The organism is Xylophilus sp. GW821-FHT01B05, assembly GCA_038961845.1.
Lineage (GTDB): Bacteria > Pseudomonadota > Gammaproteobacteria > Burkholderiales > Burkholderiaceae_C > Xylophilus.
In genome coordinates this window covers 3,819,624-3,842,738 of sequence record CP152408.1, presented here as the reverse complement: position 1 = coordinate 3,842,738, position 23,115 = coordinate 3,819,624, and the positions used below count along the sequence as shown (strand labels likewise).

The following is a 23,115-nucleotide window of genomic DNA, read 5'->3' as shown; positions in this document are numbered from 1 at the left end:
CAACTCAGACCGTGTCGGGCTGGTTGATCAGCACGTCTGCCGGGATGCCCAGTCCGCTATGCAGTCGCCTGATCATGGATAGCGTCAGTGGTCGCGTGCGGTTGAGCACCTCATAGATGCGGTTCGGACGCCCGATCATGGGTTCCAGGTCTTTGATCGTCAGCCCGCCTTGCTCCATCCGGAATTTGATGGCCTCTATGGGGTCGGGCGGCTCGATGGGGTGGTGCTTGGCCTCGTAGGCCTGCACCAGCGTGGCGAGGATGTCCAGCCGATCGGCCTCGGGGGTTCCCAGCTCGGGGTCCAGTTCCATGAGGCGCGACACCTGCTTGAGTGTCGCCTTGTAGTCTGCTTCGGTGCGAATGGCATTGATGTTCATGGTGGGCTCCACGGCCTTCAGGCCATCTCTATGGTTTCTGCGTCGATCTTGTCGTACTCGGCATGTGTGCCGATGAACTTCACGAACGCGATCTGCTGCTTGTAGGACAGCGCCACTACCAGCCGATAGTCGTTGCCCTTGAGGTTGAAGATCACCCGGCGATTCTTCAGGATGCTCGCGCTGCGGAACTGGGCCTTGATGTCCGCCGGTTGAGCCCACGCGGCTTCCGTCGCTTCCTTGAACCAAGCCTTCAGGGGCTGCTCTGCATCTGGGTGCTTTTCCCAGAAGTTCCGGAGCGTCGAGGTGGCAATGATCCGCATGAGTGAATTTTAGTCCCGAATTGGGACTGGCATGGGGATGCCATCCCTACGGACGGCCAAGCGACGTTCCAGCGCTTCGGAGTCGCCATCAAGCCCATCGTAGATGGGCGACGTGGGAGGCTTTGCCGCGCGAATGTTGTCTGGGATGAAACACCGGCGCGACTACAAGAACTAGGTCGAGGCGGGAGTCGGCGGCTGTTTGAGTTCGTGCGCAAAAAAGCGTTTGATGCGCCGAGTAACGCTGACCGCTCAGCTGCGCGTTACCGAAATGAGGTGTCTGCAAATGTCACCGAACCGGCATCCTGAACCGGGGTTCAGGTGGGCGAGGGCAGCCAGGCATTGGGTTCGTCTGACGCGAGACGATCACGCTTGCCGGGAAATTTACCAAGCCCGTGCTCGGGGAGCATTGGTTCAAGGAAATATAAAGTCCGGCGACACTGCAGACGGCTCTATTGTAGAGCGCTCCAGCCTACGATTCACAGGAGTCGGCCGTCGCCCAGCACATCGTCGAGCCGGCGCAACAGTTGGGTCCAGCGGGCGCTGTCTTCGTCGTCGCCGGGGGCGGCGGCGGCGGGGGTGATGGCGGGGGGCGACGCGGCGCGGTCGGTGACGTCGAAGGCCAGGTTGAGGGCTGCCAGCACCGCGATGCGGTCGCGTGCGCGCACCTTGCCGGCGTCGCGGATGCGCTGCATGGTGGTGTCCACCCGTTCCACCGCGGCACGCAGCCTGGCTTCGCCGCCCTCGGGGCAGCCGAGCAGGTAGCTTTGTCCCATGATCTGCACTTCGAGCTGCTTCATGCGTCGCTTCCAGGGCCAGTGGTGGGATCGGTGAGGTCGGTGGGCAGCCGCTCCAGCAGGGCGTCGACGCGGGAGCGCGCGGCGCGCAGGCGGGACTTGAGCGAGTCTCGTTCCTGGGTCAAGGCCTGTACCTGCTGCGCCAGCAACTGGTTGGTGCGTTGCAACTCCGCATGGCGCAGCAAAAGGCGCTCGACGCGTTCAGCAACCTGGTCAATGGATGCGGGGCTGGGCATAGGCCCGCAGATTGTAGGTGGCAGGTTTCGGTTTGGCGTACCGTCTGTAGGCTCGCCGCCACTCGGGTGTGCAATGCTTCTCGGAACTGGCGGCCATTTGCGTCCGGGGCCCTAGAATCTCGCCCGTTGGTGCTCGCGGCCTGGTTCACAGGGCGCAGTTCAACGGGAAGCAGGAGGGCGCGCCACGCATGGGCCGCCCGACCTGCGCTGCCCCCGCAACGGTCAGCGGACGAATCGCAAGATTCCGCATCCCCCTACATAGCCACTGGGCGCACTGAACACGTGCCTGGGAAGGCGGGGGCTGTAGCTTCCGCCAGCCCGGATACCGGCCAACAAGGTGGATGCGCACGCCCAAGCCCTGGCGACGTTGCGCGCATCCGTGACGCCCAGAGACCGGCGGGGAGGCCGGTCAGGGTATGCCCCAGCTCTGTTTCTGTTCGATGAAAACCCGTTCTTACTGCCTGCGCGCCGCCGCGCTGCCCCTGGCCTTGGCCGCCGCCTTCCCATTGCACGCGCAGACCGCCGCGCCGGCGCTGGCCGAGACCGTGGTCACCGCCACGCGCGTGGCCCAGCCCCTGTCTGATCTGGTGGGCGATGTGTCCATCGTCGACCGCGACACCATCGAGCGCAGCGGCGCCGTGGGGATTTCCGATGTGCTGGCGCGCCTGCCGGGCGTGGAGGTCTCGCGCAACGGTGGCCTGGGCACCAATACCAGCGTGTTCCTGCGCGGTGCCGAGTCGCGCTTCACGGCCGTCTACATCGATGGCGTGCGCGTCGATTCGCAGTCCACCGGCGGCGCCAGCTGGGAGCAGATCCCGCTGTCGCAGATCGACCGCATCGAAGTGCTGCGCGGCCCGGCGGCCGCGGTGTATGGCTCTGACGCCATTGGCGGCGTGATCCAGCTCTTCACCAAAAAGGGCGAGGGCAAGCCCACGCCCTTCGTGGGCATTGGCATTGGCAACCATGGCACCTCGCGCGCCGAGGCCGGCATCAGCGGCGCGGCGGGCGTGGATGGCGCCTTTGATTACTCGCTGGGCATGGCACATGAGGAAAGCAGCGGCTTCAACGCCCGCCCGATCGCCGGCCAGAACCCGGACAAGGACGGCTACCGCAGCAACTCCTTCAACACCAAGCTGGGCCTGCGCATCAACGCACGCCAGCGCCTGGACGCTACCTTCCTGGCCAGCAACCTCAACTCGCAGTACGACACCAGCCCGGCGGCCGACGACCGCAGCCTGAACCGCCTGCGCACCGCCGGCCTGAGCTGGACCTCGCAGTGGAACGACATCTGGAAGACGCGCGTGCAGGTCACCGACTCCAGCAGCCGCTACGAGACCACGCCCTCGCCCTACCTGAGCATCACCGACCTGCGCGGCTACCTGTTCCAGAACGAGTTCCGCTTTGGCCCGCACCTGGTGACGGCCGCGCTGGAGCGCCGCGAAGACCACCTGAAGAACGCGCCCATCGACCAGGGCCGCCACCAGGATGGCCTGGCGCTGGGCTATGGCTACACGCAGGGCGCGCACACGGTGCAGCTCAATGTGCGGCATGACAAGGACAGCGAATTCGGCGGCAAAAGCACCGGCAGCGCGGCCTACGGCTTTGCCTTTGCGCCCAACTGGCGCGCTACGGCCTCGGCCGGCACGGCCTTCCGCGCGCCGACGCTGTACCAGCGCTTCAGCATGTACGGCATCCCGACGCTGCAGCCGGAAAGCAGCCGCAACGTGGAAGCCGGACTGCGCTGGAGCCAGGGCGGCAGCAGCGCTGGTGTGGTGGCCTACCGCAACCGCCTGACCAATCTCATCACCTTTGCCGGCCCGGGTGCCTGCGAGTCCAGCTTCGGCTGCTACGCCAACGTGGCGCGGGCTGAATACAAGGGCCTGACCTTCTCCGGCGAGCAGCGCATTGGCGACATCGCGCTGCATGGTTCGCTCGACTTCCAGGACCCGCGCGACCTGGCCTCCGACAAGCTGGTGGCACGCCGCTCGCGCCGGCACGGCACGCTGGGCGCAGACACCCGCATCGCCGGCTGGACGGTGGGTGCCGAGGCGCAGTTCTCTGCCAGCCGCTTCAACGACGCGGCCAACACGCAGCGGCTGGGCGGCTATGGCTTGCTGAGCCTCTACGCCAGCACCCGACTGTCGCGCGACTTCACGCTGCAGGCGCGCATCGACAACCTGGCCGACAAGGACTACCAACTGGCCCGCACCTACGCTACCGGCGGCCGCACGGCCTTCATCAGCGTGAAGTGGATGCCGCAGTAAGCATGGGCATGGCCTCTTGCCCGGCGCTGCTGGTGGCGGCCCCGGCCTCGGGCCAGGGCAAGACCACGGTGGTGGCTGCGCTGGCGCGGCTGCACAGCCGGGCGGGGCGGCGCGTGCGGGTGTTCAAGTGCGGGCCGGATTTTCTGGACCCGTACTGGCTGGCCTTGGCCAGCGGCGCGCCGGTGCATGCGCTGGACCTGTGGATGAACGGCGAGGCCGATTGCGCCGCGCGCCTGCACGCCGCCGCGCAAGAGGCCGACCTGCTGCTGGTCGAAGGGGCCATGGGCCTGTTCGATGGCACGCCGAGCGCGGCCGACCTGGCGCGGCACTTTGGCTTGCCGGTGCTGGCGGTGGTCGATGCCGGCGCCATGGCCGGCACCTTTGGCGCGCTGGCCTTTGGCCTGCAGCACTACCGGCCCGGCCTGCGCTGGGCTGGCGTGCTGGCCAACCGCGTGGCCAGCCCACGGCATGCGCAGATGCTGCAAGACGGCCTGCGCGAGCCGGCCGATTGGTTGGGCGCGCTGCCGCGTGGCACGGCCTGGGCCTTGCCTGAGCGCCATCTGGGCCTGGTGGCCGATCTGCCGAAGGCTGATGCCTTGGCGCGGCTGGATGCTGCCGCCGATGCCCTGGTGCAAACGCCGCTTGGCCGCATGGACGGCGCGGCGCTGGCCGCCTGGGCCACCGATTTTCCCGCTGTGCCGCAGCCCGCGCCCGCGCCGCTGCTGCGCGGACGGCGCATCGCCATTGCGCGCGATGCCGCCTTTGCCTTTATCTACCCGGCCAACCTCGACTGCCTGCGCGCGTTGGGGGCTGAGCTGGCCTTCTTCTCGCCGCTGGCCGGTGAGGCCTTGCCGCGCTGCGATGCGGTCTGGTTGCCGGGCGGCTATCCCGAGCTGCATTTGCCGGCGTTGGCCGGCGCAGATGCCACGCGCGAAAGCTTGCGCGCGCATATCGACGCCGGCCGACCGCTGTGGGCTGAATGCGGCGGCATGATGGCGCTCATGAACACCATCGTTGATGCCGAAGGCCAGGCCCATCCGGCCTGGGGCCTGCTGCCGGGCACGGTCACCATGGGCCGGCGCCTGGCCGCGCTGGGGCCGCAGCAACTGGCGCTGCCTGCCGGCACGCTGCGCGGCCATACCTTTCACTATTCGACGCTGGCCACGCCGCTGCCTGTGGCAGGCCACACGCAGCGGCCCGGCAAGGCGGAGCAGGGCGAGGCGCTGTATGCCCAGGGCGCAGTGCGGGCGAGTTATTTCCATGCCTGGTTTGCCTCTGATCCGGTGGCGGCTGCGTCGCTGTTTGGGGCCGGTGCCGCATGAAGCCCGTGAGCGAACTGGTGCTGGGCGGCCAGAAAAGCGGCAAGTCGCGCCGTGCCGAGCAACTGGCCGAGGCCTGGCTGGCCGCATCGCCCGCGCACCAGGCGGTGTTCGTGGCCACGGCGCAGCCCTGGGACGAGGAGATGCGCCAGCGCATCGCACGCCACCGCCAGGACCGCGCTGAGCGCTTGCCGCGCATGACGACGATTGAGGAGCCGCTGCGCGTGGCCGAGGTGATTGGCGCGCACAGCAACGCGCACACGCTGGTGGTGGTGGACTGCCTCACGCTGTGGCTCACCAACCTGCTGATGCCGGCAGATGATGAATTTAAAGAAAAAGTGCCTGAAGCCCAGGTGTGGCCTGGGCTAGTAGCTCTACTTTCTGTAGCAATAGAGCAGGCGCCGGGCCCGGTGGTGCTGGTCTCCAACGAGATCGGCCTGGGCGTGGTGCCCATGGGGCGCGAGGTGCGCGCCTTTGTCGATGCGCTGGGCCAGACCAACCAGCGCGTGGCGGCGGCCTGCCGGCGCGTGACGCTGATGGCGGCCGGGCTGCCGCTGACATTGAAGGACGAGCGCGCATGAGATTTCTTTCCGCCGCTCTGCGCTGCCTGCTGCTGGCATTGGCCCTGGGCGCGGCCGCTGCCCAGGCGCTGGAGATCACCGATGCGCGTGGCCGCACGCTGCAGTTCGAGCACACGCCGCAGCGCATCGTCAGCCTGCTGCCATCGCTGACCGAGAGCGTCTGCGCGCTGGAGCAATGCCAGCGGCTGGTGGGCGTAGACCGCTATTCCAATTGGCCCGACAGCGTGCGCCGGCTGCCGGTGGTGGGCGGCGGCATTGATCCCAACATCGAGGCCATCGTCGCGCTCAAGCCCGATGTGGTGCTGCTGGCCACGTCTTCGCGCGCCAGCGACCGGCTGGAGGCGCTGGGCATCAAGGTGGTGGCGCTGGAGCCCAAGACCCATGCCGACGTGCGCCGCGTGCTGCAACAACTGGCGCGCCTGCTGCAGGTGCCTGATGAAAGCGCCGCGCGCCTGTGGCGCGTGATCGACGCCAGCGTGCAGGCCGCCGCGCAGTCGCTGCCGGCACGCACGCCGCCGCTGCGCGTGTACTTCGAGGTGAGCCGTGGGCCGTATGCGGCGGGCGAATCCTCCTTCATTGGCGAGACGCTGACGCGCCTGGGCGTGCGCAATGTGGTGCCGGCATCGCTCGGGCCGTTTCCGCGGCTCAACCCCGAGTTCGTGGTGCGCGCCAACCCGGACGTCATCATGATCGGCAGCCGCAGCATGCAGGCGGCGGTGCCTTACCCAGGCTGGGGCAGCATGCGCGCGATACGCGAGCAGCGCATCTGCGTGTTCGGCCCGGACGACGCCGACGTGCTGGTGCGCCCCGGCCCGCGCATGGCCGAGGCGGCACGCATCATGGCGCAATGCCTGTTGAAGGTGGCGCCTTGGTAAATCGACGCGCCGTGCTTCTGGGAAGTGGTTTGGTGCTGCTGGCGGCACTGCTGCTGGCGCTGGGCGCGGCGGTGGGCAGTACCGGTTTTGACAGCCTGCGCGCCATGCAGGAAGACCCGATCGCCTGGCAGATCGTGCGCGACATCCGCCTGCCACGCACCGTGGGCGCCTGGATTACCGGCGCGCTGCTGGGGCTGGCGGGCGCGGTGGCGCAGGGCTTGTTTCGTAATCCGCTGGCCGATCCGTATTTGCTGGGCAGCGGCTCGGGCGCCTCGTTGGGGGCGGCGCTGGCGCTGCTGGCGGCCGGGTTGTCGCCGGCTGCGGCCATGGCCGGTGGCTGGTGGCTGCAGTTGGGCATCACCAGCGCGGCTTTCATGGGTGCAGTGCTGGCCGTGATGCTCACGCTGACCCTGGCGCGCGGCGCGCAGCACACGCTGCGGCTGCTGCTGGGCGGCGTGATCGTCGGCGTGGTGCTGGGCGCGGCCAAGGACCTGGTCACGCTGTCGGCGCCGGACATCCTGCAGTCCATGCAGGGCTTTACCTTGGGCAGCACCAGCTTTCTGGGCTGGCAATCGGTGGCGCTGATGGGCGCGGCGCTGGCCTTGTGCCTGCTGGTGTCCTGGGCACTGGCGCCGGTGCTCGATGGCCTGACGCTGGGCGAGGCCACGGCCGCCAGCCTGGGCCTGTCGCTGCCGCGCCTGCGTGCCGCGCTGGTGGCGGTGCTGGCGCTGGCCACCGGCACGGCGGTGGCGCATGCGGGGCTGATTGCTTTTGTCGGCCTGGCCGCGCCGCACCTGGTGCGGCCGCTGCTGCGCTCTACCCATGGCGCGCTGCTGCTGCTGTCGGCCTGCATGGGCGGCGCGCTGCTGATGGCGGCCGACCTGCTTGCGCGCTGGCTGCTGGCGCCGCAGGAGCTGCCGGTGGGCGTGCTGACCGCGCTGCTGGGCGGCGGCTATCTGCTGTGGCTGATGCACCGGCGCAGCATGGCGGGGGTGGGGAGATGAGCGCGGTTGTGCTTGAAGCCCGGGGCGTGCACGCGCGGCTCGGTCATGCGGAGGTGCTGCATGGCATTGATTTGGCCTTGCCCAAGGGCCGTTGGACCAGCATCGTTGGCCCCAATGGCGCGGGCAAATCGACCTTGCTCAAGCTGCTGGCCGGCCTGCTGCCTTGCCGTGGCGGCGATGTGCTGTTGCAGGGCCGACCACTGGCGCAATGGCCGGGCCGGGCGCGTGCACGCGAGGTGGCCTGGCTGGGCCAGGGCGAAGGCGGCGCGGACGACCTCACGGCCTACGACGTGGCCATGCTGGGCCGCCTGCCGCACCGGGCCTGGCTGGCACCGCCCGCAGCGGCCGACCACGCGGCAGTAGAGCGCGCCTTGCGCGCCACCCATGCCTGGGCCTGGCGCGATCGCGCATTGGGCGAGCTGTCGGGCGGCGAGCGCCAGCGTGTGCTGCTGGCGCGCGCGCTGGCGGTAGAGGCCCCGGTGCTGCTGATGGACGAACCATTGGCTAATCTTGACCCGCCGCACCAGGCCGACTGGCTGGCCGCCGTACGCAGCCGCGTGGCCGCTGGCGGCACGGTGGTCAGCGTGCTGCACGAAATCGGCTTTGCGCTGCAGGCCGACGACGTGGTGGTGCTGCAGGCCGGCCGCATCGTGCACGCGGGCGCCACGGCTGATGCCGCCACGCACCGTGCGCTGGAGAGCGTCTTTGAGCACCGCATCAGCATCCAGCCCATGTTGGGCCAATGGGTGGCGCTGCCGAAGCCCTAAGAAACAAGGAGAGAGCAGATGTTGGAAGCCGGATTCGCCCAGGTGGCGCAGGCGTTGCTGTGGCCGGTGCTGTTGCTGGTGGCGCTGGCCTTTGTCTATGCGCTGTGGATTGGCGGCGCCGCGCTGATGGAGGCCTGGCAGCGCTGGCGCAATCCGGCCCACCGCGCGCTGCGCGCCAGCGCCGACGCGACCATGGAAGAGCTGGAGATGCTCGTGCTGCGCCAGATCGAGCCGGTGCGCCTGCTGAGCCGCCTGGCGCCCATGCTGGGCCTGATCGCCACCATGGTGCCGCTCGGGCCGGCGCTGCAAAGCGTGGCCGCGGGCGAAGGCCAGCAGGCGCTGTCGGTATTTAGTGGCGCCTTTGCCGGCGTGGTGCTGGCGCTGGCGGCGGCATCGATCGGGCTGGTGGTGTATTCGGTGCGCAGGCGTTGGCTGCTGGCCGAGCTGATCGCGCTGCGCAAGCAGCGGGGGCTGGCGCCATGAAGCGCGGCGCGCTCTCCATCCTGAACGAGGACGACGACGACCCGATGCTGTCGGCCGTCAACCTGGTGGATGTATTTTTGGTGCTGGTCGTGGCCTTGCTCACGGCGGTGGCAGCCCAGCACCAGACGCAGCGGCCCGAGGGTGCGACGGTGGTGCACAAGCCGGGCGAGCCCGACATGGAAATCGTCGTGCGCGAGAACGGCCGCGACGTGCGCTTCAAGGGCGCGGGCAGCGCCAGCGCGGGGCAGGGCGTGCGCGCCGGCGTGGCCTACAAGCTGGAAGACGGCAGCATGGTCTACGTGCCTGAAGCAGCCGCGCAGACCCCCGCTCGATGAAGCGTTCTGCCGTGCTGCGCTGGCTGCTTGTGCTGGCCATGGCGCTGGCCGGGCAGGGCGCGCGGGCGGCGGGCACGCTGCTGTGGATCACCGCCGATGTCACGCCCGCCGCCCGCACCGCCATGGTCGAGCGCCTGGGCGCGCAGGCCGGTTTTGTGGTGCGGCATCTGGATTACCCGATCGTGGGCAGCGCCGCGCTGTCCGCAGCCGATGCCACGGCCCTTGGCGATGCGCTGGCCAGCGCCGCCATGGTCTGGATCGACGCTCGCCACCCCAGCATCGAGGCGCGGCTGCGCGGCCTGCTGCAGGCCCCGTTGGCAGCGGCGCCGCCACGGCCCGTGGTCTGGGTCACTGCCGCAGCGCAGGCGGGCGAATCGCCCATGGCCGGCTATTTGCGTGCCGGCAGCGAGCGCAACCTGGCGCCGGCCGTCGCGCTGGCCCGCGCCGTGGTCGATGGCGCAGCGCCGCCCACGCTGCCACCGCCCGCGCCCTGGCCGGCGCAGGGCCTGTACCACCCCGATGCGCCCGCGCTGTTTGCCAACGCCGCAGCACTCGCGGCCTGGCAGCAAAGCCAGCCGGCGCTGCGTGATCTGCCACCGGTAGCCGTGCTGGTGCACCGCTACCACTTCGTCGATGGCGGCACCGACTGGCTCGACGCCTGGCTGCGCAGCTTCCAGGCGCAGGGGCTGATGGCCTATGCGGTGTTTTCTGCGTCCAGCGACGCGGCGGGTTTGCAGGCCTTGCTGGAGCTGCCCGGCAGCGGCCAGCCGCATGCGCGGGTGCTGGTGCTGCACCAGTTGCTGCCGCGCGGCGCCGAGCTGCAGGCCTTGCTGCAACGCTGGGGCACGCCGCTGCTGGCGACCCAGCCTTATCGCCATGGCGACGCGCAGCAATGGCAGGCCGACGCCACCGGCCTGACCACCGGCGACGTGCCCTTCTACCTGGCCCAGCCCGAAGGCGCGGGCGCGATCGACCCAATACTGGTCGCTGCCCAGGCCGACGACGGCCGGCGCACCGAGCTGATCCCGCGCCAGGCCGAGGCGGTGGCCGCCAAGGCGCGCCGGCTGGTGGCCCTGCAGACCAAGCCCGAGGCCCGCAAGCAACTGGTCGCCATGGTCTACAACTACCCGCCGGGCGCCAGCAACTTTGGCGCCTCTTTCCTGAACGTGCCGCGCAGCCTGGAGCGCGTGTCGCAAGGCCTGGCCGATGCCGGCTACGACACGCACCGCGTGCCAGAGGCCGACTGGATCGCTGGCCTGCAGCCGTTGCTGGGCGCTTACTACGCCGGCTCTGACCTGCGCGCGCTGCTGGCCAGCGGCCAGGCTGCGGCGCTGCCGCTGGCGCGCTACCGCGCCTGGTTCGCCACGCTGCCGCAGCCGGTGCAAGAGCGCATCACCGCGCAATGGGGCCGGCCCGAGCGCAGCCGCTATGTGCTGGACTGGCAGGGCGCGCCGGTCTTTGTCATCCCGCGCCTGCAGGTGGGCAAGCTCACAGTGCTGCCGCAGCCCCCGCGCGAGGAAACCCTGCGCAGCGGGCAAAACCCTTTCACGCACCGCAGCAAGATTGCGCTCTCGCACCACTACCTCGCCACCTATCTGTGGGCCGGCCAGGCCGACGCGCTGATCCACTTCGGCACCCACGGCACGCAGGAGTGGGCGCCGGGCAAGGCGCGCGGCCTGGACGTGTGGGACGACGCGCTGCTGCCTTTGTCCAGCGCGGCCGACCATGTGCCCGTGGTCTATCCCTACATCGTCGACAACCTGGGCGAGGCACTCACCGCCAAGCGCCGTGGCCGCGCGCTGCTGGTGAGCCACAAGACGCCTGTGCTCTCGCCCGCCGGCTTCAATGCCCGCATGGCGCACATGCACGAGCTGATGCACGAGTGGGAAACGGTGGATGCCGGCCCGACCCGCGCGGCGCTGGAGCGCTCGCTGACGGCGCAGTTTGTCGAGCACCAACTGCACCGCGACCTGGGCTGGAGCGCTGAGCGCATCGCCGCGCACTTCGAAGAGTTTCTGGAGATCCTGCACCCCTACCTGGACCAGCTCGCGCAAAGCTCGCAGCCCAAGGGGCTGGCGGTGTTTGGCGTGGTGCCTGACGCCGCGCTGCGCCGTCAGACCATCCTGCAGGCGTTGCGCAAGCCGCTGATAGAGGCCCTGGGCGAGGACATAGACGAGGCCTTTTTGATCGACTACAGCGGCATCGCCACGGCCCGCCCCGCGCGCTGGCTGGAGCTGGCGCTGCAAGACCCACAGGCCGCCAGCGTGCTGGACCTGCGCCCGGCCTTGGCACAAGGCGATGGCCCTGTGCCCAACCGCGCCGCGCGCAAACCCATAGACAGCGCCGCGCTGCTGCAACTGGCGCAGCGCGCGCAGCAGCTCGACAAGCTCTTGGCCACCGAGGGCGAGATGCCCGGCTTGCTGGCCGCGCTTGATGGCCGCTTTGTGCCCGCGGCCTATGGCGGCGACCCGATCCGCAACCCCGACAGCCTGCCCACCGGCCGCAACCTCACCGGCCTGGACCCAGCGCGCCTGCCCACGCAGCAGGCCTATGCGGTGGCGCAAACCCTGTTCGCCGGTTGGCTCAAGGACTGGCGCGGCGCGCACGGCGGGCGCATGCCCGAGCGCCTGGCGCTGTCGCTCTGGGCCGGCGAAACCCTGCGCCAACAAGGCGTGCTGGAGGCCCAGGCTTTTGTTGCACTGGGCGTGCGGCCGATGTGGGATGCATCGGGCCGCCCGCTCAGCGTGCAGGTGATTCCGGCGGCCGAGCTGCAGCGCCCGCGCGTCGATGTGCTGCTGAGCGTCACCGGCTCTTACCGCGACCAGTTCCCGGCGCTGATGGCCTTGCTGGACCAGGCCGTGGCGGCAGCCGCGCAGGCGTCGGGTGAGCCGGGCGAGCCGGCCGGCAACGTCATCGCGCGCAACACGCAGCAGGTGGCCGACGAGCTGCGCCGCCGTGGCGTGCCGGCCGAGCAGGCCGCGCTGCTGGCGCGCGCCCGCAGCTTTGGCAATGCCGCAGGCGACTACGGCACCGGCATTGCCGAGGCGGTGCAGGACGAGCGCCTGCAGCGCGAAGACCCGCGCCTGGGCCAGCTCTTTTTGCAGCGCATGAGCCAGCCCTATGTGGACGGCCGCCCGGTCGAAGGCCTTGCCGCTGGCGCAGCCGCCGAGGCGCTGGGCGCGCACCTGCGCCGTACCGATGCGGCCGTGATGTCGCGCAGCTCCAACCTCTATGCCATGGCCAGCTCGGACGACCCGTTCCAGTACCTGGGCGGCCTGGCCGCTGCCGCGCGCAGTGCCGGCCGCACCGAGCCGCTGGGCCTGTACGTGAACCAGGTGCAGGACAGCGGCGAGCCGGTCACTGAAACCGCCCAGCGCGCCATCGCGCTGGAGATGCAATCGCGCTACCTGCACCCCGGCTGGCTGCAGGCGCAGCAGGCCGAGGGCTACGCCGGCACGCTGCAGGTGCTGAAAGCCGTGCAGTTCGCCTGGGGCTGGCAGGCAGTGGACAAGACCGCGATCCGCTCCGACCACTGGCAAAGCTTCTACGAGGTGCTGGTGCAGGACAAGCACCACCTGGGCCTGCCCGCCTGGCTGCGCAGCCACCCGCAAGCTTTTGCCCAGACGCTGGAGCGCCTGGTGCAGGCCCAGCGCCAGGGTTATTGGCAGGCCGACAAGGCCACGCAGCAGGACCTGGCCCGGCTCTACCGCGAGCTGACCCGCGCCGCGCCACTGGCTGTCGAGCTGCCCTCTGTGCGCCAGTGGGCCGACCGCATGGCGGCCAGCCCGCCGCCGCCTGCCGCCCGTGTTGCCACCGGCCTGGCCGTAGCCCGGGCCGACGCGCCGGCCCTACCGCTGCCGGTCGAGCCCGCGCCGGTGCAGGCGCTGCGGCTCGAGCGCCTGCCCGATCCCGAACCCGCCCTGACGCCGGTGCTTGCGCGCCTGCTGCAGCTCTTTGCCTGGGCGCTGATGCTGGCCGTGGCCGCTGCCGGCGCCGCTTGGCAAACCCGGCAGGCGCGCCGCGTTACCCTCTGACCCTCGAAGGACCTCCATGCAAATCGAAACCCCTCCGTCCAGCAAACCCTACGAAAAGCCTGAAGGCGAGCGCCGCGGCCTGGTCCTGGTCAACACCGGCAACGGCAAGGGCAAGAGCACGGCCGCCTTCGGCCTGGCGCTGCGCGCGCATGGCCGCGGCAAGGCCGTGAAGATCTATCAGTTCATGAAGGTGCCCAGCGCGCGCTTTGGCGAGCACCGCATGTTCGAGCAGATCGGTATCCCCATCGAAGGCCTGGGCGACGGCTTCAGCTGGAAGAGCCAGGACCTGGAGCACAGCGCCCAACTGGCGCGCGACGGCTGGGAGAAGGCGCGCGCCGCCATCCTGTCGGGCGAATACTTTTTGGTGGTGCTGGACGAGATCACCTACCCGCTGATCTACGGCTGGCTGCCGCTGCAGGGCGTGCTGGAAACCCTGCGCGCCCGCCCCAAGGATGTCCACGTCATGCTCACCGGCCGCCGCTGCCCGCCCGAGATCATCGAGCTGGCCGACACCGTGACCGAGATGCAGATGGTCAAGCACGCCTTCAAGGCCGGCATCCCCGCGCAGCGGGGCATCGAGGACTGAGCTGGCCCCCGCATTGCTTGGCGGCACGTACATGAAAAAGCTGATCGTCTTTCTGCACCAAGGCCTGGGCGTGGCGCTGGCGCTGCTGCTGCTGGCCTGGTTTGCGAGCGGTCTGGTGTTGCACTTCGTGCCCTTTCCCACGCTCACGTCGGCCGCGCGACTGGCTGCGTTGCCGCCGCTGCAGGTGCTGCCCGGCTGCTGCCTGACCGCGCAGCAGGCCGCGCAGCGCGCCGACCTGCTGGCGATAGACGCCCGGCTGGGCCTGTACGGCGGCGTGCCGGTGTGGCGCCTGCTGGCGCGTGACGCCGGCGGCGACGGCACAGAGGCGCCGCACTGGGAGGTGCTGGACGCACGCAGCGCCGCCGTGCTGCCGCCGCTGTCAGAGTCCCAGGCCGGCACCGTGGCCGAGGCCTTCAGCGGCCGGCGCATGCTGCAGACCGAGTGGCTGCAGCGCGACGCCTGGACCTTGTCGCCCGCGCTCGATCCCTATCGCCCGCTGGTCAAGGTAACGCTCGAAGGCGATGACGGGCTGGAGCTGTATGTCTCTGCCGGTGCCGCCGAGGTGGTGCGCGACACGCGCCTGGCGCAGCGCTTCTGGAGCCAGATTGGCAGCGTTCCGCACTGGCTGGACCCGACACCCAGCCGCTCGCCCGCGCGCCACTGGCACCAGGTGACGGTCGGGCTGCTGCTGGCTGCGGGCGCGCTGGCGCTGGGCCTGGGCCAGTGGTGGCTGCACCGGCGGCAATGGCTGCGGGCGCGCCCCAGCGGCATGCGCTGGTACCAGTTGCCGGGCCTGGTGGTGGTGGTCTGCATGCTCAGCTGGATCTTCTCGGGCCCGCTGGGCCTGGGTCCGTCCGACGCGGCCGCGCACGGCAGCACGCCGGTCGAGGCCAGCCTGGACCCCAACGTGGCACTGGCGCAGGCCGAGCTGCGCGGCCTGGCGGTGCGCGAGCTGGGCGTGCTGCAAGTGGCCGGCGAGTCCTGGTACCGGCTGCGTGAAGCCGGCCGGCAGATGCTGCTGCGCGCGGACGACGGCGCGGCCCTGCAACCCTTGCCGGCACTGCCCGAAGCCACCGTGGCCGCCGCCCTGGCCGCCCTGCGGCCAGATACCGCCGCGCCGCTGCTGCGCCGCCTGGACGCCTACGACGACCTGTACTACGTCTGCGATACCGCATGGGCCACGCAGGGCGCCCGGCCCCTGCCGGTGTGGCGCGCCGAGTGGGCCGATGGCGCCCGCGCCTATGCCGACCCCAGATCGGCCCGCGTGCTGCTGCGCAGCGACGCCACGGCCGGCTGGCAGAGTTGGCAGCGCTGGCGCTACCAGGGCGTGCACAGCCTGGAATCCCTGCCGCAGTGGGCCCGGCCCTGGCTGTGCCGTGGGCTGGTGCTGGGGCTGTCGCTGCTGGGCATGGCGCTGTGCATGGGCATCTGCGTCGGGGCCTGGCGGGCGCTGCGCGCGGCATGGCCGTGGCCGTCGCGGCAGGCACTCGGTGCCGAGGTGCCGGTACGGTGAGCCTGCTGCAGGCCCACTGGTGGCTGGCCCTGGTGCCGCCGCTGGCGCTGCTGGTGGACCGCCTGCTGGGCGAGCCGCGCGCCGCCTGGCACCCGGTGGTGTGGATGGGCCACTACCTGGGCTGGGCCGGGCGCCGCATTGCACCGGCGGCGGGCAGCCTGCCGCTGGCGCGGGATTTCAGGCGTTTTACGCTTGGAGCCCTTGCCTGGTATGGGGGGGGAGCTATTGTTTTGATAGTTTCATGGTGGCTGCAGTGGGGACTGCTGCAATTGCCCGCCTGGCTTGCCGTGCCGCTGCTGGCGCTGCTGCTGAAGCCGCTTCTTGCCTGGCGCATGCTGCGTGACGAGGTGGCTGCGGTCGAGGTGGCGCTGGCGCAGTCGCTCGACGCCGGGCGCACCCAGCTCGCACGTCTGGTGAGCCGCGACGTCAGCGCGTTGTCGGCCGCAGAGGTACGCGAAAGCGCCATCGAAACCCTGGCCGAGAACCTCAACGACTCGGTCGTCGCCCCGCTGTTCTGGTTTGCGCTGCTGGGCCTGCCCGGCGCTGCCATCTACCGCTTTGCCAACACCGCCGACGCCATGTGGGGCTACCGTGGCCGCTGGGAATGGGCCGGCAAATGGGCGGCCTGGGCGGACGACGTGCTGTCCTGGCTGCCGGCGCGCATCACCGCCGTGTTGCTGCTGGTGGGCGCGCCCATGGCCGCCTGGCGCGCACTGCCGGCCGAGGCGAGCCGCACCGCCTCGCCCAACGGCGGCTGGCCCATGGGCGCGATGGCGCTGCGCCTGGGCGTGCGCCTGGGCAAGCCGGGCGTCTATGTGCTGCACCCGGGCGGGCGCGAGCCCGCAGCGGCCGATACCGCCCGCGCTACAAAATATGCATCAAAAGTGATTCTAGCCCTTGTCCTGCCTGGGCTTATAGCTATGGTTTTTGTATTTTTATGAACCGAACCGCACCTATGCGCCGCACACACGGCGGCCCCGATGCCGGCGGCGCCGCCGCGTTCGACTTCTCTACCAACGCCAATGCCTGCGGCCCGTGCCCGCAGGCATTGGCCGCAGTGCAGGCGGCAGACGCCACGCGCTACCCCGACCCGACCTACCAGGCGCTGCGCGAGCGCCTGGCCGCGCGCCACGGCGTGGCGCCGGCGCGCATCGTGGTGGCGGCCAGCGCCAGCGAGGCGATCTTTCGCCTCACCGCCCGCGCCGCGCAGCGCGGCCTGCGCCGGGTGGCGCTGCCGGCGCATGCCTATGGCGACTACGCGCAGGCGGCGCAGGCCTGGGGCCTGGCGCCTGATGACGGCAAAGGGGAGGGCGCGCTATTGCGCTGGCAGTGCGACCCTTCCAGCCCGCTGGGCCAGGCCGACCCACCCGGGCCGGCCGGCCTGCGCGTGCTCGACCGCGCCTATGCGCCCCTGCGCCTGGACGGCGCAGACCCCTGGGACGGCACCGCGCTGGAAGGCGTCTGGCAGCTCTGGAGCCCGAACAAGGCGCTGGGCCTGACGGGCGTGCGCGCGGCCTACCTGGTTGCGCCCGACGGCGCCCAGGACGAGGCCGCCACGCTGGAGCGGCTCGCGCCCTCCTGGCCGCTGGGCGCGCACGGCGTGGCCCTGCTGCAAGCCTGGTGCGAGCCCGGCGTGGCGCAATGGCTGGCGCAAAGCCTGCCCACGCTGCGCGCCTGGAAGGCGCTGCAACGGGATTTGTGCGCCAGCTTTGGCTGGACCTGCCTGCCCAGCCAGGCCAACTTCTTCTGCGCCCAGGTGCCCGGCGATGGCCTGGCGGCGCTACTGCGGCGCCTGCGCCTGGCTGGCATCAAGCTGCGCGACGCGGCCTCTTTTGGCCTGCCCGGCCATGTGCGCCTGGGCGTGCTGCCGCCGCAAAGCCAGGTGGCGCTGGCGGCCGCGATGCGCGCCGGCGGTACGATGGATTGATTGCAACGCATGGGAGAAAAACTTGGCAAAGGCTGACAGCGACCACAACGGCTCCGTAGCCCTGTACTGGGACTTCGAGAACCTGCACGCCAGCCTGTTCGAAGACCGCTACGGCGAGGGCGCCTATGGCAAGCCAGACGGCCGCTTTCGCCTGCAGGAGCCGCTGGTGGACGTGCAGGCCGTGGTCGATCGCGCGGCCAGCTTTGGCCCCATCGCCATCCACCGCGCCTACTGCAACTGGCAGTTCTTTGGCCGCTACCGCGACGCGCTGCTGCAGGCCTCGATGGAGCTGGTGCAGCTGTTCCCGCTGGGCGCCTCGGCCAAGAACGGCGCAGACATCCAGCTGTGCCTGGACGCGGTGGACGACGTGCAGCGCCACGCGCACATCGGTACCGTCGTCGTGGTGGGGGGCGACAGCGACTTCATGCCGGTATCGCACCGCATCAAGGCCGCTGGCCGCAGCCTGGTGGGCATAGGCACGCGCAAGTCCACCAACCGGCACTGGGCCAAGAGCTGCCACAACTTTCTGTACTACGACGACTGGGCGGCGTCGCCTCCCGATGCGGCGGCCCTCGGTGGGTCCTCGCCCGAATCACCGCGCCTGCGATGACGGCCCGCTGCGTCATGGTGCTGGGCACCACCAGCGGTGCCGGAAAAAGCTGGCTGGCCACCGCGCTGTGCCGCTGGTATGCCGACCAGGGCTACAAGGTTGCGCCCTTCAAGGCGCAGAACATGAGCAACAACGCGCGCGTGGTCGCCGGCCCCGGTGGCGTCCATGGCGAGATCGGCAGCGCGCAGTACTTCCAGGCGCTGGCCGCGCGCGCCGTGCCGGATGTGCGCATGAACCCGCTGCTGCTCAAGCCCGAGGCCGACACCCGCAGCCAGGTCGTGCTGCTGGGCCAGGTCAGCGATGAGCTGTCGCGCCTGCCCTGGCGCGGCCGCAGCGAGCGTGTCTGGCCCGTGATCGCCCAGGCGCTGGACGAGCTGCGCGCAGAAAACGACATCGTCGTCATCGAAGGCGCGGGCTCTCCGGCCGAGATCAACCTGCACGCCAGCGACATCGTCAACATGCGCGTGGCGCGCCACGCCGGCGCCGATTGCCTGCTGGTGACCGACATCGATCGCGGCGGCGCCTTTGCCCACCTGTACGGCACCTGGGCGCTGCTGCCCGAAGACGAGCGTGCCCACCTGAAGGGCTTTGTGCTCAACAAGTTCCGTGGCGACGCGGCGCTGCTGGCGCCCGGCCCCGAGATGCTGCAGCAGCTCACCGGTGTGCCCACCGTGGCCGTCATCCCCATGCAATGGCAGCACGGCCTGCCTGAAGAAGACGGTGTGTTCGACGACCGCAGCACGGGCAGCGGCGTGGTCCACACCCGCATTGCCGTCGTCGCCTACCCGCGCATCAGCAACCTGGATGAGTTCCAGCCGCTCAAGAACATGCCCGGCGTGCGCCTGCAGTGGGCGCGCAGCCCGGCCGACGTGCACGGCGCCGACTGGATCGTGCTGCCCGGCTCCAAAGCCACGGCGGCCGACCTGGCCTGGCTGCGCGCGCAAGGCCTGGACCAGGCCATCAATGCCCACGCCGCCGCTGGTGGCCGCGTGCTGGGCGTATGCGGCGGCCTGCAGATGCTGGGCGAGGCGCTGGTCGACCCGCACGGCATAGACGGCAATGCGCCCGGCCTGGGCCTGCTGCCGCTGGTGACGCTGTTCGAGCCCGCCAAGACCGTGCGCCATACGCAGGCCGTGTTTGGCAATGTCACCGGCGCCTGGAGCGCGCTGTCAGGTGTGGCCGTGCAGGGCTACGAGATCCACCACGGCCAGACCGTGCAGCACCCGGCCATGGCCGCCGCAGGCGACCTGGCGCAGGCCGTGATGCCGCAAGGCCTGGCCTGGCAGAACGCGCGCGGCAATGTGCTGGGCGTGTACCTGCACGGCCTGTTCGAAGACGGCGCCGTGCTGCAGGCGCTGTTCGGCGCCGGCGTGCCGACGCTGGAGCATGTGCTGGATGGCCTGGCGCGCGGGGTCGGGCAGTGGTTCGACGCCGGGCTGCTGCAGGCCTTCACCCGTACAGAAACTTGGCCGGCCAGGTCACGGTCTGCGGGAACAGCACCATCACGAACATGATGGCGAACTCCGCCAGCATGAAGGGCACCACGCCGCGCGTGACGTCGTCCATCTTCATGCGCCCGACGCCGGCCACCACATTCAGCACCGTGCCCACCGGCGGCGTCACCAGGCCGATGGAGTTGTTGATGATGAACAGCACGCCGAAGTAGACCGGGTCTATGCCGGCGGCCCGCACCACGGGCATCAGCACCGGCGTGAGGATCAGGATGGTCGGCGTCATGTCCATGGCCGTGCCCACCACCATCACCAGCACCATGATGGCGAACATCAGCAGGATCTTGTTGTCCATGAAGGGCTGCAGCAGGTCCACCACCTTGGAGGGCAGGTCTGCCACCGTGATGAGCCAGGCGCTGACCATGGCGCAGGCGATCAGGAACATCACGACGGCGCTGGTCTTGGCCGCGGTGATGAAGATGGCGCGCAACTGCGACAGGTTCAGTTCCCGGTACACCAGCGTGGACACCGCCAGCGCATAGCCGGCGGCCACCACCGCCGCCTCGGTGGGCGTGAACACGCCCATGCGCAGGCCGACCAGGATGATGATGGGCAGCACCAGCGCCCAGATGGCCTCCCGCGCGGCCTTGGCGATCTCGGGGCCCGACTTGCGCGGCTGCGGCACGATCTTCTCGCGGCGCACCAGCCAGGCCCAGGTGAGCCACAGCGCCGCGCCGATCATCAGGCCGGGCACGATGGCCGCCATGAAGAGCTTGGAGATCGACACATTGGCCGCCACGCCGAAGATCACCAGCCCGATGCTGGGCGGGATCACCGGGCCGATCACGCCCGTGGCCGCGATCAGGCCGCCGGCGCGCGCCTTGTCGTGGCCCGCGCGCACCATCATCGGCAGCAGCAGGGCGGTGAGGGCGGCGGCGTCGGCCACGGCCGAGCCCGACAAGGCCGACAGCAGGCAGCCGGCCATGATGGTCACGTAGCCCAGGCCGCCCTTGATGTGCCCGACCAGCGCCAGCGCCAGGTTGACGATGCGGCGCGACAGGCCGCCCACGTTCATGATCTCGCCGGCCAGCATGAAGAAGGGCACGGCCAGCAGCGGAAAGCTGTCGGCGCCGCCGATGATGTTCTGCGCCAGGATCTGCGCGTCGAACAGGTTCAGGTGCCACATCAGCGCCACGCCGCTGGCCAGCAGCGAGAAGGCGATGGGCACGCCAATGGCCATGGCCAGCAGCAGCGAGCCGACGAAGACGGCGATGGTCATGGCGCGCCCTTCGCCGCACCCGGCGCACTGCCGGTTGCGCCCAGGATCTGCTGCAACTGCACCGACTCTTCCGACTCCTGCACCAGCACCAGCGCGTCGTCCGTCAACTGGCCCGTGACCAGCTTGTAGAGGTCGCCAAGCAGGATGGCCGCCGCCAGCACGGAGAACACCAGGCCCGACGCATACACCGTGGCCATCGAGGCCCCGGTCACCGGCGCCGACACGTCCCAGTTGATGCGCGCCTGCTCCAGGCTGCCCTTGAACATCAGCCCGACGATGCCCAGCATCAGCAGGTGGCCCAGCGCCAGGCAGGCGCGCTTGGCCGCAGCGGGCAGCCGCTGCACCAGCATGTCCACGCCCAGGTGGCCGTGCTCATGCAATGCCACCACCGCACCCAGGAAGGTCATCCAGATGAAGAGCCAGCGCGACACCTCCTCCGACAGGGTGATGCCGGAATTGAATCCGTAGCGCAGCACCACGTTGCCCAGCACCAGCACCACCATCACGGCCAGGCACAGGGCGATCAGCTGTTCCAGGGCCCAGCACACCCCGCTCATTAACTTGTCCATGGGTTTGTCTCTTGTTGTGGTCGTGGCGGTCTAGTGTCGCGTCAAGCGTGAGGTGACGGATGGGTGCGAAGGCATCGGCGTGCAGCGCAAGGCGCAGGCCGCAGGCCAGGCTTTACGCCTGGGCAAGGGCTGCAACGCAGCGATGCGCGGCGAGGGCAAGCGCACACCGGCAGATCATGCTTGACGCGACACTAGCCTAGCGTCGCGCAGCAGCTCGGTGAGCGCGCGCAGCGCTGCGGTATAGGAGTGCGCCCCCAATCCCTGGATGGTTCCCTTGACCGCCGGGGAAATGATGGAGTGCGCACGCCAGGCCTCGCGCGCGGCGATGTTGGACATGTGCACTTCCAGCGTGGGAAAGGGCATGGCCTTGATGGCGTCGTGCAGCGGCACGCCGTGCTGGGTCAGCCCGGCGGGGTTGACCAGTGCGCCGTCCGCCTCGTCGATGAAGCGGTGCAGGAAGTCCACCAGCGCCCCCTCGTGGTTGGACTGCATGACTTCCAGCTGCACCTCCAGCGTGGCGGCCAGTGCCTGCAGCCGGTCGTTGATCTGCGCCAGCGTGGTCGTGCCGTAGATGTGCGGCTCGCGGCGCCCGAACAGGTTGAGGTTCGGGCCGTGGAGAACAAGAATCTTCATGGGGCGCTGCGGCGGTTTACGGGCGGATGCGGGCCAGCTCTTCGTTGTAGAGCTTGACGATGGCCGGGTCATAGGAGGCGGCGAAGCGGTCTACCGTTGGCTTGGCCACCTGGCGCATGCGGGCCTGCTCGGCCGGGCTCACTTCGTTGAACTGCACGCCCTTGGCCTGCAGGTCGGCCACGGCGCTCTGGGCGGCGGCGCGGCTGACCTGGCGCTGGTAGCCGCGGGCCTCGTTGGCCGCGTCGTTCATGATCTTTTGCTCGGCCGGCGACAGCTGGTCCCAGAACTTCTTGGACACCAGCACGATGTTGGCGGCGTACACGTGGTTGGTGGCGCTCAGGTACTTCTGCACCTCGAAGAACTTGTTGGACAGGATCACCGAGAACGGGTTTTCCTGGCCATCGACCGCCTTGGACTCGAGCGCGCCATACAGCTCGGCAAAGGGCATGGGTACCGGGTTGGCCTTGAAAGCCTTGAAGGTGTCGAGGAACACCGGGTTGGGGATCACGCGGATCTTCAGGCCTTCGAGATCTTCCGGCCGGGTGATCGGCCGCTTGCTGTTGGTGACGTTGCGAAAGCCCAGGTCCCAGTAGCCCAGGGCGACCAGGCCCTTTTCCGGGAGCTTGGCGATCAGCGTCTGGCCCAGCGGGCCGTCGAGCAGGGCGTCGGCCTGCGCGAAGCTGCCCACGGCAAAGGGAAAGTCCAGCAGGCCGAACTCCTTGACGATGCCTGCCAGCGAGGTCGTGGCCGGCGCCGACATCTGCTGCACGCCGCCCTGCAGGGCCGACTGCTGCTGCATCTCGTTGCCGAGCTGCGAGGCCGGGAACTCCAGCACCTTCATCTTGCCGCCGCTCTTGGCGGCCACCAGCTCGCCAAAGCGCTTGACGCCAAAGCTCACCGGGTGGTCGGCGTTGTTGAGGTGGCCGAAGCGGATGGTGTGCTCCTGCACCTGCGCGAAGGCCGGGGCCTGGAATGCGAGCGACAGGCCGAGGGCGGCCGCGCAGATCAGTCGAATGCTCATGTGTTGTCTCCATGAAAGGGCGAGCTGCGGCGCCTTGGGCCGCACCGTGTGCCCTGGCTTCGTGGCCGGGGCTGGCGCATCATAGCAACATGTGGAAAGATTTTCCATATAGAATTGATATTTACAATAGACCGCCCG

Annotated in this window: 24 protein-coding genes and 1 riboswitch; of the genes, 16 read left to right on the top strand and 8 right to left on the bottom strand. The window is 69.7% G+C overall.

From position 1 onward, the window contains the following. Nucleotides 1-4: 4 nt before the first annotated feature. The 4 genes from AAFF27_17870 to AAFF27_17855 all read right to left on the bottom strand — a co-directional run bounded on the left by AAFF27_17870 (nt 5) and on the right by AAFF27_17855 (nt 1,726). The gene (locus AAFF27_17870; protein XAH21878.1) at nt 5-376 is read right to left on the bottom strand and encodes a transcriptional regulator; all 372 of its coding nucleotides are present in this window, start codon (nt 374-376) and stop codon (nt 5-7) included. A gap of 17 nt (nt 377-393) precedes the next feature. Next, nucleotides 394-696, bottom strand: coding sequence for a type II toxin-antitoxin system HigB family toxin (locus tag AAFF27_17865; protein XAH21877.1), 303 nt, complete (start codon nt 694-696; stop codon nt 394-396). Nucleotides 697-1,172: 476 nt separating this feature from the next. Then, nucleotides 1,173-1,493 (bottom strand): cell division protein ZapA, encoded by a 321-nt coding sequence (locus tag AAFF27_17860; GenBank protein ID XAH21876.1) that lies wholly within the window; start codon nt 1,491-1,493, stop codon nt 1,173-1,175. Further along, nucleotides 1,490-1,726 (bottom strand): DUF904 domain-containing protein, encoded by a 237-nt coding sequence (locus AAFF27_17855; protein XAH21875.1) that lies wholly within the window; start codon nt 1,724-1,726, stop codon nt 1,490-1,492. Before AAFF27_17855 ends, AAFF27_17860 begins: the two co-directional genes overlap by 4 nt. 110 nt (nt 1,727-1,836) lie before the next feature. After that, nucleotides 1,837-2,075: riboswitch (cobalamin riboswitch) on the top strand. 91 nt (nt 2,076-2,166) lie between these two features. Here AAFF27_17855 and AAFF27_17850 point away from each other — a divergent pair. Genes AAFF27_17850 through AAFF27_17780 form a run of 15 tightly spaced genes read left to right on the top strand, consistent with a single transcriptional unit; the run spans nt 2,167 to nt 19,538 of the window. Next, a complete protein-coding gene (locus AAFF27_17850; GenBank protein ID XAH21874.1) occupies nt 2,167-3,990 on the top strand; it encodes a TonB-dependent receptor in 1,824 nt (607 codons plus the stop codon). Nucleotides 3,991-3,998: 8 nt separating this feature from the next. Continuing rightward, nucleotides 3,999-5,312, top strand: coding sequence for a cobyrinate a,c-diamide synthase (locus AAFF27_17845; GenBank protein ID XAH26260.1), 1,314 nt, complete (start codon nt 3,999-4,001; stop codon nt 5,310-5,312). Continuing rightward, nucleotides 5,309-5,890, top strand: coding sequence for a bifunctional adenosylcobinamide kinase/adenosylcobinamide-phosphate guanylyltransferase (gene cobU, locus AAFF27_17840; protein XAH21873.1), 582 nt, complete (start codon nt 5,309-5,311; stop codon nt 5,888-5,890). The genes AAFF27_17845 and cobU overlap by 4 nt, the downstream gene beginning before the upstream one ends. Then, on the top strand, nt 5,887-6,765 hold the full coding sequence (locus AAFF27_17835; protein ID XAH21872.1) for a helical backbone metal receptor: 879 nt from the start codon (nt 5,887-5,889) through the stop codon (nt 6,763-6,765). Before cobU ends, AAFF27_17835 begins: the two co-directional genes overlap by 4 nt. Further along, entirely contained in the window at nt 6,738-7,769 is a 1,032-nt protein-coding gene (locus AAFF27_17830; protein ID XAH21871.1) for an iron ABC transporter permease, read from the top strand. The genes AAFF27_17835 and AAFF27_17830 overlap by 28 nt, the downstream gene beginning before the upstream one ends. Continuing rightward, nucleotides 7,766-8,536 (top strand): ABC transporter ATP-binding protein, encoded by a 771-nt coding sequence (locus AAFF27_17825; protein ID XAH21870.1) that lies wholly within the window; start codon nt 7,766-7,768, stop codon nt 8,534-8,536. Before AAFF27_17830 ends, AAFF27_17825 begins: the two co-directional genes overlap by 4 nt. Before the next feature lie 18 nt (nt 8,537-8,554). Continuing rightward, nucleotides 8,555-9,019, top strand: coding sequence for a hypothetical protein (locus AAFF27_17820; protein XAH21869.1), 465 nt, complete (start codon nt 8,555-8,557; stop codon nt 9,017-9,019). Beyond that, nucleotides 9,016-9,354 carry a DUF2149 domain-containing protein gene (locus tag AAFF27_17815; GenBank protein XAH21868.1) on the top strand — a complete coding sequence of 113 codons (339 nt, stop codon included), beginning with the start codon at nt 9,016-9,018 and terminating at the stop codon, nt 9,352-9,354. The genes AAFF27_17820 and AAFF27_17815 overlap by 4 nt, the downstream gene beginning before the upstream one ends. Continuing rightward, nucleotides 9,351-13,388, top strand: coding sequence for a cobaltochelatase subunit CobN (cobN, locus tag AAFF27_17810; protein XAH21867.1), 4,038 nt, complete (start codon nt 9,351-9,353; stop codon nt 13,386-13,388). Before AAFF27_17815 ends, cobN begins: the two co-directional genes overlap by 4 nt. A 16-nt stretch (nt 13,389-13,404) precedes the next feature. Next, complete coding sequence (gene cobO, locus AAFF27_17805; GenBank protein ID XAH21866.1) at nt 13,405-13,974, top strand: cob(I)yrinic acid a,c-diamide adenosyltransferase; 570 nt, start codon at nt 13,405-13,407, stop codon at nt 13,972-13,974. 31 nt (nt 13,975-14,005) lie between these two features. Further along, nucleotides 14,006-15,487 carry a hypothetical protein gene (locus AAFF27_17800; protein ID XAH21865.1) on the top strand — a complete coding sequence of 494 codons (1,482 nt, stop codon included), beginning with the start codon at nt 14,006-14,008 and terminating at the stop codon, nt 15,485-15,487. After that, nucleotides 15,484-16,428 (top strand): adenosylcobinamide-phosphate synthase CbiB, encoded by a 945-nt coding sequence (gene cbiB / locus AAFF27_17795; protein XAH21864.1) that lies wholly within the window; start codon nt 15,484-15,486, stop codon nt 16,426-16,428. The genes AAFF27_17800 and cbiB overlap by 4 nt, the downstream gene beginning before the upstream one ends. Before the next feature lie 14 nt (nt 16,429-16,442). Continuing rightward, nucleotides 16,443-17,414 carry an aminotransferase class I/II-fold pyridoxal phosphate-dependent enzyme gene (locus AAFF27_17790; GenBank protein ID XAH21863.1) on the top strand — a complete coding sequence of 324 codons (972 nt, stop codon included), beginning with the start codon at nt 16,443-16,445 and terminating at the stop codon, nt 17,412-17,414. 22 nt (nt 17,415-17,436) lie between these two features. Further along, entirely contained in the window at nt 17,437-18,024 is a 588-nt protein-coding gene (locus tag AAFF27_17785; GenBank protein ID XAH21862.1) for an NYN domain-containing protein, read from the top strand. Further along, nucleotides 18,021-19,538, top strand: coding sequence for a cobyric acid synthase (locus AAFF27_17780; GenBank protein ID XAH21861.1), 1,518 nt, complete (start codon nt 18,021-18,023; stop codon nt 19,536-19,538). Before AAFF27_17785 ends, AAFF27_17780 begins: the two co-directional genes overlap by 4 nt. Here AAFF27_17780 and AAFF27_17775 read toward each other — a convergent pair. Both AAFF27_17775 and AAFF27_17770 read right to left on the bottom strand, forming a co-directional pair. Next, nucleotides 19,474-20,754: a TRAP transporter large permease subunit gene (locus AAFF27_17775; GenBank protein XAH21860.1), complete on the bottom strand. Its 1,281-nt coding sequence runs from the start codon at nt 20,752-20,754 to the stop codon at nt 19,474-19,476. The genes AAFF27_17780 and AAFF27_17775 overlap by 65 nt on opposite strands. Next, nucleotides 20,751-21,323 carry a TRAP transporter small permease gene (locus AAFF27_17770; GenBank protein ID XAH21859.1) on the bottom strand — a complete coding sequence of 191 codons (573 nt, stop codon included), beginning with the start codon at nt 21,321-21,323 and terminating at the stop codon, nt 20,751-20,753. The genes AAFF27_17775 and AAFF27_17770 overlap by 4 nt, the downstream gene beginning before the upstream one ends. Nucleotides 21,324-21,375: 52 nt before the next feature. Here AAFF27_17770 and AAFF27_17765 point away from each other — a divergent pair, with 52 nt between their 5' ends. Further along, on the top strand, nt 21,376-21,507 hold the full coding sequence (locus AAFF27_17765; protein XAH21858.1) for a hypothetical protein: 132 nt from the start codon (nt 21,376-21,378) through the stop codon (nt 21,505-21,507). Here the strand turns inward: AAFF27_17765 and AAFF27_17760 are convergent. Together AAFF27_17760 and AAFF27_17755 are read right to left on the bottom strand one after the other, a co-directional pair. Further along, complete coding sequence (locus AAFF27_17760; GenBank protein ID XAH21857.1) at nt 21,498-21,956, bottom strand: type II 3-dehydroquinate dehydratase; 459 nt, start codon at nt 21,954-21,956, stop codon at nt 21,498-21,500. The genes AAFF27_17765 and AAFF27_17760 overlap by 10 nt on opposite strands. Before the next feature lie 16 nt (nt 21,957-21,972). Further along, nucleotides 21,973-22,977, bottom strand: coding sequence for a TRAP transporter substrate-binding protein (locus tag AAFF27_17755; protein XAH21856.1), 1,005 nt, complete (start codon nt 22,975-22,977; stop codon nt 21,973-21,975). Between the last annotated feature and the right edge of the window lie 138 nt (nt 22,978-23,115).

What these genes read in the sequence shown, in the direction of transcription:
- AAFF27_17865 (XAH21877.1), bottom strand. Translation starts at nt 696, where the DNA reads ATGCGGATCATTGCCACCTCGACGCTCCGGAACTTCTGGGAAAAGCAC.
- AAFF27_17790 (XAH21863.1), top strand. Translation starts at nt 16,443, where the DNA reads ATGCGCCGCACACACGGCGGCCCCGATGCCGGCGGCGCCGCCGCGTTC.
- cobN (XAH21867.1), top strand. Translation starts at nt 9,351, where the DNA reads ATGAAGCGTTCTGCCGTGCTGCGCTGGCTGCTTGTGCTGGCCATGGCG.
- AAFF27_17780 (XAH21861.1), top strand. Translation starts at nt 18,021, where the DNA reads ATGACGGCCCGCTGCGTCATGGTGCTGGGCACCACCAGCGGTGCCGGA.
- AAFF27_17845 (XAH26260.1), top strand. Translation starts at nt 3,999, where the DNA reads ATGGCCTCTTGCCCGGCGCTGCTGGTGGCGGCCCCGGCCTCGGGCCAG.
- AAFF27_17815 (XAH21868.1), top strand. Translation starts at nt 9,016, where the DNA reads ATGAAGCGCGGCGCGCTCTCCATCCTGAACGAGGACGACGACGACCCG.
- AAFF27_17825 (XAH21870.1), top strand. Translation starts at nt 7,766, where the DNA reads ATGAGCGCGGTTGTGCTTGAAGCCCGGGGCGTGCACGCGCGGCTCGGT.
- AAFF27_17760 (XAH21857.1), bottom strand. Translation starts at nt 21,956, where the DNA reads ATGAAGATTCTTGTTCTCCACGGCCCGAACCTCAACCTGTTCGGGCGC.
- AAFF27_17870 (XAH21878.1), bottom strand. Translation starts at nt 376, where the DNA reads ATGAACATCAATGCCATTCGCACCGAAGCAGACTACAAGGCGACACTC.
- AAFF27_17850 (XAH21874.1), top strand. Translation starts at nt 2,167, where the DNA reads ATGAAAACCCGTTCTTACTGCCTGCGCGCCGCCGCGCTGCCCCTGGCC.
- AAFF27_17800 (XAH21865.1), top strand. Translation starts at nt 14,006, where the DNA reads ATGAAAAAGCTGATCGTCTTTCTGCACCAAGGCCTGGGCGTGGCGCTG.
- AAFF27_17775 (XAH21860.1), bottom strand. Translation starts at nt 20,754, where the DNA reads ATGACCATCGCCGTCTTCGTCGGCTCGCTGCTGCTGGCCATGGCCATT.
- cobU (XAH21873.1), top strand. Translation starts at nt 5,309, where the DNA reads ATGAAGCCCGTGAGCGAACTGGTGCTGGGCGGCCAGAAAAGCGGCAAG.
- AAFF27_17820 (XAH21869.1), top strand. Translation starts at nt 8,555, where the DNA reads ATGTTGGAAGCCGGATTCGCCCAGGTGGCGCAGGCGTTGCTGTGGCCG.
- AAFF27_17835 (XAH21872.1), top strand. Translation starts at nt 5,887, where the DNA reads ATGAGATTTCTTTCCGCCGCTCTGCGCTGCCTGCTGCTGGCATTGGCC.
- AAFF27_17855 (XAH21875.1), bottom strand. Translation starts at nt 1,726, where the DNA reads ATGCCCAGCCCCGCATCCATTGACCAGGTTGCTGAACGCGTCGAGCGC.
- AAFF27_17770 (XAH21859.1), bottom strand. Translation starts at nt 21,323, where the DNA reads ATGGACAAGTTAATGAGCGGGGTGTGCTGGGCCCTGGAACAGCTGATC.
- cobO (XAH21866.1), top strand. Translation starts at nt 13,405, where the DNA reads ATGCAAATCGAAACCCCTCCGTCCAGCAAACCCTACGAAAAGCCTGAA.
- AAFF27_17860 (XAH21876.1), bottom strand. Translation starts at nt 1,493, where the DNA reads ATGAAGCAGCTCGAAGTGCAGATCATGGGACAAAGCTACCTGCTCGGC.
- AAFF27_17755 (XAH21856.1), bottom strand. Translation starts at nt 22,977, where the DNA reads ATGAGCATTCGACTGATCTGCGCGGCCGCCCTCGGCCTGTCGCTCGCA.
- AAFF27_17830 (XAH21871.1), top strand. Translation starts at nt 6,738, where the DNA reads ATGCCTGTTGAAGGTGGCGCCTTGGTAAATCGACGCGCCGTGCTTCTG.